Below are 9,894 nucleotides of genomic sequence, written 5' to 3'. Positions count from 1 at the left end.
TTGGGCTTACCTACCATACCCCTCTTGAGCAATATTTGGATTCACTTTGGTTTGGCGACTTTAGCTCTATTAATTCCAGGGCGATCGCTTCTAGTTGACGGTGGGCGCAGTCTTGCTCAAGGAATGCCGAATATGAATACCCTGGTGGGATTAGGCACGGTTAGCGCTTATTTAGCTAGCTGTTTTGCTCTGTTTGTCCCTAGTTTGGGTTGGGAATGCTTTTTTGATGAGCCAGTCATGTTGTTGGGCTTTATTTTACTAGGACGTACTTTAGAAGGAAAAGCCCGTAATCGAGCTTCTGCTGCCTTAGAAAAGCTGGTGATGTTACAACCGCCTATTGCTCGTTTAATCGGTAAGCAGTCAAACTCCGAGACGATTGAAATTCCTGTAGAGCAACTGAAGTCTGGGGAATGGTTGCGAGTCTTGCCAGGGGAAAAAATCCCCGTAGATGGCACTGTGATTACAGGGGAAACCACTGTCGATGAGTCGATGCTAACAGGGGAATCTGTAGCAGTGGTCAAAACCACCTCGGATGTAGTGCGTGCGGGGACGATTAATCAGTCGGGAGTAATTACTATCGAAGTAACGGGTATTGGTCAAGATACGGCTTTGGCTAAGATTATTAACTTAGTAGAAGCTGCTCAAACTCGCAAAGCGCCTGTACAACAGCTAGCAGATACGATCGCTGGCTATTTTGCCTATGGGGTAATGGCGATCGCCACGATTACTTTTCTATTTTGGTATTTTGTGGGGACAAATCTTTGGGATTCAGTATTAACAAGTGACCTCCATTCCCTCAATATGCCCATGACAGAAATGGCAGAAATAAGCGTAACCACTTCTCCTCTGCTACTTAGTCTTAAATTGGCGATCGCGGTTTTGGTAATTGCCTGTCCCTGTGCTTTAGGTTTGGCTACGCCGACAGCGATTTTAGTCGGAACGAGTATTGGTGCGGAATCGGGCATTCTGATCAAAGGTGGTGATGTTTTAGAGCGAGTCCAGCAGCTAAATACTGTGGTGTTTGATAAAACTGGCACGTTAACGATTGGTCAACCCCAAGTTACGGAATGCATACCTGTTAGTGAGCTTACTGCCCAACAACTACTCCAGATCGCTGCCTCCATTGAAAGCGGTAGCAACCATCCTTTAGCTAGGGCAATCAGAACCGCAGCCCAGTTACAAGATTTAGCTTTACTCGATACCAGTGATTTTGTCACAGTTATTGGTCAGGGAATGTCAGGGATGGTTGCAGGGCAACCAGCATATTTAGGTAATAGACAATGGTTGCTTAACCACGGCATTGAAATCAATCAACAGCAAGAAGATCAGGCTCTATCTTTAGCAAAATCGGGCAAAACAGTAATTTATCTGGCATATCAAGGCATTTTACAAGGTTTGATCGCCATTGAAGATAGTTTACGTCCCGATGCAGTAGCAACTGTTCAACAACTACAGTCCTTGAACTTAAATACGGTATTGCTCACAGGCGATCGCCCAGAAGTAGCCCAAGCGATCGCTCACAAGCTCAAGATTACTCAAGTTTTCTCCGAGGTCAAGCCAGAGAAAAAAGCGCAGCTAATTCAATCTCTTCAGCAAGATAACCAAATAGTAGCTATGGTCGGTGATGGGATTAATGATGCTCCAGCTTTAGCACAGGCAGATGTCGGTATATCTCTCCAGGGGGGAACAGATGTAGCGATCGCCACAGCCGATATTGTGCTAATGCAGAATCAACTACAAGACGTAATTAAAGCCCTGGAACTAAGTCACGCCACGGTTAATAAAATCAAGCAAAACTTAGTCTGGGCTTCAGCCTACAATGTCTTGGCAATTCCCATTGCAGCAGGAGTTTTGTTGCCTCAATATGGTGTACTGTTATCCCCAGTGTTGGCAGCAGTAGCAATGGCATCAAGCTCTTTAATTGTCGTAACCAATTCTCTGTTATTGAATAAACTAGGAGATAGGAATAACAATAACAACAAGTTCTCAATTACAAAATGTTGATTGTTAATTATTCAATGTTGAATAATAAATAAATGAAATATACAACTTATTAGTATTTAAAATAATGCAGGATTTTTTTCAGAACGTTTCTCGCTATCCCCGCTATCTGATTAGCTTTTCTTTGGGGATTTTCTGGTTTTTCCTTCAGCAGCTAAAACCTTTTCTCAAAAATCCCGTCACGGCGATCGCTTTAGTGGGTTTTTTTGTCGGTGGGTTCTCTCTTTTGTACCTAACCCTAGAAGCAATGCTGGGAATTAGTTAGTCATGATTCCAATTCACGATGAGAATCCTACCCACAGCACGCCAATTGTAGTTTATGCTTTAATTGCCATCAACGTGGTAGTTTTTCTACACCAAATAACTTTGGATGCAGGATTAGATGGTTTTTTTCAACTTTATGCCACAATTCCTCAACAGTTGAGCGCTAGTTTTGATGGTGTACCTACTAATCAACCCGTCCCAGAGATTTTAACTTTAATTACCTCCCAATTCCTTCACGGAGGCTTAATGCATATTGCAGGAAATATGCTCTTTCTCTGGACTTTTGGCGACAATATTGAACACGATTTAGGTCACCTCAAGTTTCTCTTTTTTTATCTAGCTTGTGGAGTCTTAGCAGGTTTGACTCATTGGTTTTTTGCCATGCAGTCAGGCGTCCCTACGGTAGGAGCAAGTGGCGCGATCGCTGGGGTAATGGGAGCATACATAATCAAGTATCCTAGAGCCAAAATTGTCACTCTACTGCCGTTATTTATAATTTTTACTACAGTACGCATTCCCGCGATCTACTTCCTTGGCTTTTGGTTTGTTCAGCAGGCATTTAGCAGTGTGGCATCATTGGGCATGCCCTCTTCGGCTGGAGTCGCCTACTGGGCGCACTCTGGGGGCTTTATCTTTGGCGCAATTTTGGGCCCAATGTTAGGTTTGATGAGCGATTAGGCTTCGCGATCGCTAATAAATTTATTTTACATCTCTGTTTGGTTTTGCGTTGTTCTACCAAGATAAAATTACTACATCCTTAATAAAACCATGAATAATCTAGCTGATTTTCAGACCGCCCAACAAGGTCAAACTACTACCGAAGCAGCACTACAACTCTTTGATCGACTAGATCCTCTCGACCCAGAATTCATGATCGGCAGATGGCAGGGGTCAGGGTTTCACACCAATCATCAGATGGATGGTTTACTAGAAGCTTTTAACTGGTATGGAAAAGAATTTATCTCAGCAGAACATGTCCATCCCTTATTGTTTTCAGATGGCAATAATATTTTTAAGGTCGATCCTAACCCGATAGTAATGAACATAGGACTTAGCTTACCGATTCCTAAAAACGAGGCAATCAAACCTTTTTATATTGCCATGAGTAAAATGCTTAAAACCGAAGAAAGTAAAGCCAGAATTCGCATGATGGAATATCGAGGCAAAGTCAGCGCGACGATGATTTACGATTATTTACCAATTAACGATGTTTTTAGAAGGGTAGATAACAATACCGTATTGGGATTAATGGATTTTAAAGGAATGCCCCAACCTTTCTTTTTTGTCTTGAATAGAAAAGAGCGATCGCTGACTTAACAAAAATTGCCACTAGCTATACAACTCACTTGCTATCAATCGCTATTTAAGATTGTTCGTGGGAACTCTAATTGCGATTAGGCTCCTCTAAAGGACTAGCTGAGTCTTCGACTTGCTTTGCGATCGCGTTTATTGTCTTTATTGATAATTAAATTTTCACCGTAACTCTTTCAAATATGAGATATTTTCTCAATAGTCTTAATTTCCCATAGCTCCATCATGTCTATTAAACTTACTGAATCAATTCTTAATGAACTGTGGCAACAAGCAGAAGAGCAAAAACAAGCATTTTGTCCAGATACCGAGGTTGATTTCGTTGAGCGCGCCACTTTACCTCATATTGGGAAAATATGGCAATGTTTCACGCCTTTACAGAAAGGTTTAAGTATTAGTGTTCGAGAATGGGAAGTAGCAGAAAGTTTACTGCAAGGCGATTATAGTGATGAGGAAGAAGAGAATCAAAAAATAGGTTTAATTTTTAATCTTTCTGGAAAGGTGCAAACTCATCATCATGGTTTAACCGAAGAAGTAACGGAATTTGTGGGATATTACCAGCTTGAGCATTCCAACTTACCAGAAACGGAGGCATGGGCAGCAGGAGAACCTTTTCGACGCATTTATCTTAATTTTGACCCATTACAATTATTTAAAGATTTAAATCAGGAAAATTGCGATCGCCTACCCCGAGAAATCCGCCAGCTTCTAGAAGGCAAAAATTATCTATTCTATCGCTCGCGGCTAATTACTCCGCAAATAAATTTAGTACTTCAGCAGATTTTACACTGTCCCTATGCAGGATTTTTAAAACAAACCTATCTCTATGGAAAAGCCTGGGAATTAATCACCTTAACCTTTGAACAGTTTTTATCTCAAGTTCCTGCATCCTCTCTAAAACCTAGTGAAGTTGAAAAAATTCACCAAGCTAGAGAAATCTCAATTAATAATCTTAACAATCCTCCCTCTCTAAGTAGTTTAGCTCGACAGGTAAATCTCAATGAATTTTCTCTCAAGCAGGGATTTAAAGAAGTATTTGACACTACAGTATTTCGCTATTTACATCAACATCGCTTAGAGATGGCGCGACAATTATTAGTTAACAGTGACTTAAATATTCAGATGATTTCCCAACAAGTAGGATTTTCCAATCGCAGTTATTTTGCCCAAGCATTTCGGCAAAAGTTCGGTCTAAATCCCAAGCAATATCGCCAGTCGCTTCGCTCCCATTAACAATTATCAACTAATCTAATCATAGTGATATCTGCATTGCAAGAAAATAATTTTGTCTGAGCTTACTTGATAAACTAATCTATGTTCTTGAGTAATTCGTCTCGACCATCTTGAGCCTGAAAAGTATTTGAGATGCTCTGGTTTTCCAATACCTTCAAAAGGATTTACAGCGTTTTTCACGTTAGTAGACCACAGTTATTAAAATGATTAGAAAAGGCTTAAAGCTTATGACTTATAGCTTAGAGCTGCGAGTTAATTAATTAAGAGCGTAGTCTATTCAATTGGAAACGGCTGTAAAATAGTAGCCTCAATTAGATTTAAAAACTAAAAACTCTCTCTAGTGGTCAAAATATTCCGTCTAGTGGTCATTTTGGTCTTCCTATGAATTAAGCTTTCCCCTATGCTAATTGATATTCATTATGAATAACTCTGGGGAGTAATGAAAAAATATCGCAGTTTATTATTATTTTTAGTTTTATTTTTAGGTAGTTGGACAATACCAGGATTAGCAGAAAATAAAAACCCAGAAGAGTTATTATCTGTTTCCCGCAATGCTCAAGATCTATTATCTCAAGCAGAGAATAATACTCTCACCAGAGTTACGAGAGTAGAATTTAAGCAAACTCCAAAGGGATTACAGTTAATTCTGACAACTCCTCCAGGGCAACCTAAATTAGTCCCCTTAATTCTCCCCGAAGGCAATAATCTGGTAATCGATCTTCTCGATGCTACGCTAGCCTTCTCAATTAGGAATGGTGTGACCAAAACCAATCCTGCATCAGGAATAAAAGAGGTTCGAGTAAGAAAAGTAGATGCTACCAGTATTCGGGTAACTATCGCAGGGGCGAAACAAGTACCGAGGGCAGAAATAGTGCCTTCTAGACAAAACTTAGTCTTAAGCGTTACCCCAGAAGCCACAGCACAAACCCAAGCTGATGAGGAAATTGAAATTGTCGTCACGGGAGAAAGGGAAGAAGATAATTATGCCGTGCCAAATGCTACTGTAGGTACGAGAACAGATACGCCGATTAAAGATGTACCCCAATCGATTCAGGTGATTCCTCGTCAGGTGATTGAAGACCAGGGTAGAACCGAAATCAACGAAGCCTTAAGAAACGCTAGCGGTATTACTCAGGCAGGTGCGGGACAATTTAGAATACGGGGTTTTTCAGGTCAAAGAGATATCCAAATTGATGGAGTTGGTACTTATGCCCCTAATCAAAGAATTGATTTTAGCTTGAGTAATGTCGAACAAATTGAAGTATTGAAAGGGCCTGCTGCCGTGCTTTATGGCAGTGGTGAACCAGGTGGCATCGTTAACCTAACGACGAAAAAACCCTTAAAAGAACCACGGTATCAACTGGAAGGTATAGTCGGCAACTTTGATTATTATCGTCCTAGCTTAGATATTACAGGCCCTCTTAACGAAGAAAAAACTATTCTATATCGTTTAAATGCTTCTTATGAGAACACTGGCTCATTTGTGGATTTTTTGGAAAATGAAGAGTTTGCTGTTTTCCCTGTTTTGAGTTTCGAGTTGGGCAAAAATACAACTCTAACTATAGAAGGAGGATATCAAGAAAAAAATAATAGAGGCGGTCAAATACAGAGTATTGAAGCACCTGCCTTACCAATTGAAGGGACAATTTTTAACAATCCTTTGGGAGAAATTTCTCGTTCTCGTAATCTTGCTGAACCAACCAATGAAACTGAATTTGTACAGTCTTTTGTTGGTTATTCACTCGAACACAAATTTAGCGATGATTGGAATGTGAAAAATCGCTTTCGTGCCAAATTTGCCAAACTAGAAGGAAAAGGAGTAGGTTTTTTTGGGGAACTTGATGAAGATAACCGCACTGCACTTAGATCTGCTGGAGATCAATTAACCACAGACGATAGCTATACTTTGCAAACGGATGTGTCAGGAAAGTTCCAAACTGGCAGTGTGCAGCATCAGTTACTTGTTGGCTTAGAATTACGTCGAGAAACTGGTGAAGATTTGTATCAAGATGTTGTTAACGAGGAAGTCTCTTCCATCGATGTATTTGAGCCTGAGTATGGTAATTTACCAAGTTTTGAGAACCTAGAAACGACTTTTGATTCAACATTTGAAACTGATATTATTGGACTCTATGCTCAGGATTTAGTTTCCATCGGCGATAAAGTTAAAATTTTATTAGGCGGTCGCTTTGATTGGACGGATAATTCATATGTTGACTTTGGAGAATCATTTGAATTAGATGCAGTTACTGCTTTTAGTCCTCGCCTGGGGATAGTTTATCAACCCATTGAGCCTGTTTCTCTTTATGCTAGTTACAGTAGCTTTTTCCTGCCAGAGTTGTTTAGTACTGATGCAGAGGGGAATCCTTTTGAACCGATTACTGGCAGACAGTTTGAAGTCGGGGTAAAAACAGAGTTTTTTGATGGTAGAGCCTCTGCAACTCTAGCAGCTTTCCAAATCAATCGACGCAATGACTTCGTTACCAATCCAGACAATCCTGATTTCTCGATTCAGGTTGGGGAACAACGTAGTCGAGGTATAGAATTTGACTTGACAGGAGAAGTATTACCAGGTTTTAATCTGATTGCTACCTATGGTTTCACTGATGCTGAAATTACCGAAGACCCAGTTTTTGGAGGTTTTAAGTTTGCGGGTATTGCTCGACATACTGGAAGTATTTGGGCAGTATATGAAGTTTTAGATGGAGGTTTTCAAGGTTTTGGCGTTGGCGCAGGGGTATTTGTTCAAGGGGAAAAGCCAGGAGATACAGAGAATACTTTCGATGTCCCTGCTTATGCCCGAACTGATGCCGTGCTTTACTATCGGCGTGAAAATTGGCGGGCGCAGTTGAATTTTGAGAATTTACTTGACACTGACTACTTTATTGATGGCAACGAGGAAGGTGTAACTCCTGGTGCGCCGTTTACAGTTCGAGGTCAGCTTTCGGCTGAGTTTTAAAGATAGTGCGATCGCCTTATGCACTATGGCGAGTATTTGTCATTTATTTTCTTAAATTAATTGAGATTAATTATGAATAAAGAGTAATTTTATGATTATCTAAAAGTAAAACAATCAACGCAGTAATTAAAAGAATTAAACATAAATTGAATTAAGTATCAATCATGAGCAGCAAACAAATTCGCGATGTTGTATTTATTGCCCACCGTTATCTCGGTTTAGTGGTCGGTATTCTCGCAGCAGCGATCGCCCTGACGGGAAGTCTGTTGATTATTCACCACTGGACATCCCCACTTTTTGAGCAGAAAGTTATTATCATCCCAGAAGGAGAACCTTTGACGATAAATGCGATCGCAAGCAAGGTTCAATCGGCATTTCCGCAGCTTACTCTCGAAAGCCTACAAATACCAAAAGAAATTACCGAACCCATCACCGTCTGGTGGGTGGCAGCAGGTGATAAATATAGCTCTGCTTCGATTAATCCTTATACTGGAGTATTTCTTAATCAACCTAAACCCGATAATGCCTACACTACTTTCTTATGGAATATTCATATTAACCTGCTTGGTGGGGAAAAAGGAGCTTATGTGGCGGGTGTTGTGGGGTTATTGACTACAATTCTCTGTATTACTGGGATTATCCTTTGGCCTGGTTGGCGCAGGTTGGTCAACGGTTTCAAAATTAAATGGAATGCCAAAGCCAAACGTTTAAACTTTGACCTGCACAAAGTTGTAGGCATTATTGCTGCGGTGTTTTTATCGATGGCAATGTTCACAGGCTTTATTTGGAACTATGGCACATGGACGACTCCTGCTATCTATGCAGCTACCTTCAGCCCTCAACCACCTGAAGAGAGAGAAATAGTTTCTAAAGCAATCCCAGGTAAAACTTCCATTCAGTTGACCGAATCATTAATCCAAAAAGCTAATGCTGCCCTGCCAGAGGGTAAAATTACTTCTGTTTATTTTCCCACTGAACCAAAAGGAACGTTTCGGGTAGAAAAAGAATTACCCAATGAAGTTTGGACATCTGCCTATATCGATCGCTATAGTGGTCAAATCATTAAAGCAGATAGTTTACCTGGGCAAAAATCAATCGGCGATCGCGTTATGGATTCTTTTGTTCCTGTTCACTTTGGTACTTTTGCTGGTTTACCTTCTCGCATCATGTATGTCTTTGTAGGAGTATCTCATACAATCTTACTCATTACAGGTTTTATTATGTGGCGAGATCGTAAGGGCAGAAAATCTGAGCGATCGCCTATTATTGCTTCACTAAGCTCTAAAAATTAGGACGATTTATTAAGAAATATTCTCATAATTTAAATTACCTTTATGAATCACATTTGTTGTTTATTTTGGTTCGGATTGACTAATCTTGTAAGTTTAGCAACGCTTCAAACAGCTTTAGCTACTCCCATCAAGTTACAAGCTTTCTCTATTTCACGCCCAACTATTACTCCTCATGCTATTTTGGGAAAGCTGCGATTTTACCTAATTTTCAGCGACAGATTATCAATCTGAATCGCCCTTCTGAAGCATGGACAATAACTAATTCTTTTCGTGCAGCTTATGTTACTTGGAATCGCACTAAAAATATCTCTAGATCGCGACTAGAAACAGAACGAGAATTTGATTATGGTGAGTTTCCTCTAGAACAGTTTCATAACCTAATTTTAGAAACCAATCGAGAGTTTGACACTGAAATAAAACAAGCAACTACAATGGGCATAGAAATTAATAAAAATCCTTTTTTGCTTTCTGGAGAAGGGATTAACTCTACTTTTGCACCTCAAGCTTTTTTTAATTTTATTCTGCCGAGTCCTTATGTAGCTAGAGATTTTATTAGTAAAAAGAATTATTTAGGGTTATTCATCGAACATGAAATTAGCTTGAGCGATCGCCTATCCCTTAATTTTGAGGGAACTCTCGATGTAGTAATTGGCGACACTACAGATATGCCTGAACTACCGACCGTTGAACCAATTGAAAATAATAATTTCTATCCTGAACTCAGTCTTGATTATCAATTAAGCGATCATATATTTCTGTTTAGTACTATCAATTATGCTGCTGAACCAATTAAAGGAAGAGATATTAACGACAAGCCTTTTGAGGGTGAAATAT

Annotated in this window: 8 protein-coding genes and 1 pseudogene; 8 read left to right on the top strand and 1 reads right to left on the bottom strand. The window is 39.9% G+C overall.

Annotated features, from left to right (window positions below):
- The 5 genes from C7B62_RS22085 to C7B62_RS22065 form a co-directional block, all read left to right on the top strand.
- Positions 1–2,004: copper-translocating P-type ATPase (locus tag C7B62_RS22085; RefSeq protein WP_106242448.1), on the top strand; the 2,004-nt coding region annotated here is incomplete at its 5' end.
- Positions 2,005–2,068: 64 nt separating this feature from the next.
- Positions 2,069–2,266, top strand: a complete 198-nt coding sequence (locus C7B62_RS22080) for a DUF751 family protein (RefSeq protein ID WP_106242444.1) — start codon at positions 2,069–2,071, stop codon at positions 2,264–2,266.
- 2 nt (positions 2,267–2,268) lie between these two features.
- Complete coding sequence (locus C7B62_RS22075; RefSeq protein ID WP_106242441.1) at positions 2,269–2,943, top strand: rhomboid family intramembrane serine protease; 675 nt, start codon at positions 2,269–2,271, stop codon at positions 2,941–2,943.
- A gap of 90 nt (positions 2,944–3,033) precedes the next feature.
- On the top strand, positions 3,034–3,582 hold the full coding sequence (locus C7B62_RS22070; RefSeq protein WP_106242437.1) for a DUF4334 domain-containing protein: 549 nt from the start codon (positions 3,034–3,036) through the stop codon (positions 3,580–3,582).
- A 219-nt stretch (positions 3,583–3,801) separates the two neighbouring features.
- On the top strand, positions 3,802–4,809 hold the full coding sequence (locus C7B62_RS22065) for an AraC family transcriptional regulator (RefSeq protein ID WP_106242434.1): 1,008 nt from the start codon (positions 3,802–3,804) through the stop codon (positions 4,807–4,809).
- A 15-nt stretch (positions 4,810–4,824) separates the two neighbouring features.
- Here the strand turns inward: C7B62_RS22065 and C7B62_RS22060 are convergent.
- A pseudogene (locus tag C7B62_RS22060) lies at positions 4,825–4,974 on the bottom strand (Txe/YoeB family addiction module toxin); the annotation flags it as partial.
- A gap of 274 nt (positions 4,975–5,248) precedes the next feature.
- Here C7B62_RS22060 and C7B62_RS22055 point away from each other — a divergent pair.
- The 3 genes from C7B62_RS22055 to C7B62_RS25875 all read left to right on the top strand — a co-directional run.
- Positions 5,249–7,768, top strand: coding sequence for a TonB-dependent siderophore receptor (locus C7B62_RS22055; RefSeq protein ID WP_106242428.1), 2,520 nt, complete (start codon positions 5,249–5,251; stop codon positions 7,766–7,768).
- A 164-nt stretch (positions 7,769–7,932) separates the two neighbouring features.
- Positions 7,933–9,060, top strand: a complete 1,128-nt coding sequence (locus tag C7B62_RS22050; protein ID WP_106242425.1) for a PepSY domain-containing protein — start codon at positions 7,933–7,935, stop codon at positions 9,058–9,060.
- Between the two features lie 194 nt (positions 9,061–9,254).
- A partial coding sequence (locus tag C7B62_RS25875) for a TonB-dependent receptor (protein WP_158260727.1) occupies positions 9,255–9,894 on the top strand: 640 nt, incomplete at its 3' end.

The sequence above is a fragment of the Pleurocapsa sp. CCALA 161 genome (genome assembly GCF_003003995.1).
Lineage (GTDB): Bacteria > Cyanobacteriota > Cyanobacteriia > Cyanobacteriales > Xenococcaceae > Waterburya.
Note: the sequence above shows the minus strand (reverse complement) of the source record. Positions and strands in the feature narration are given on the sequence as shown.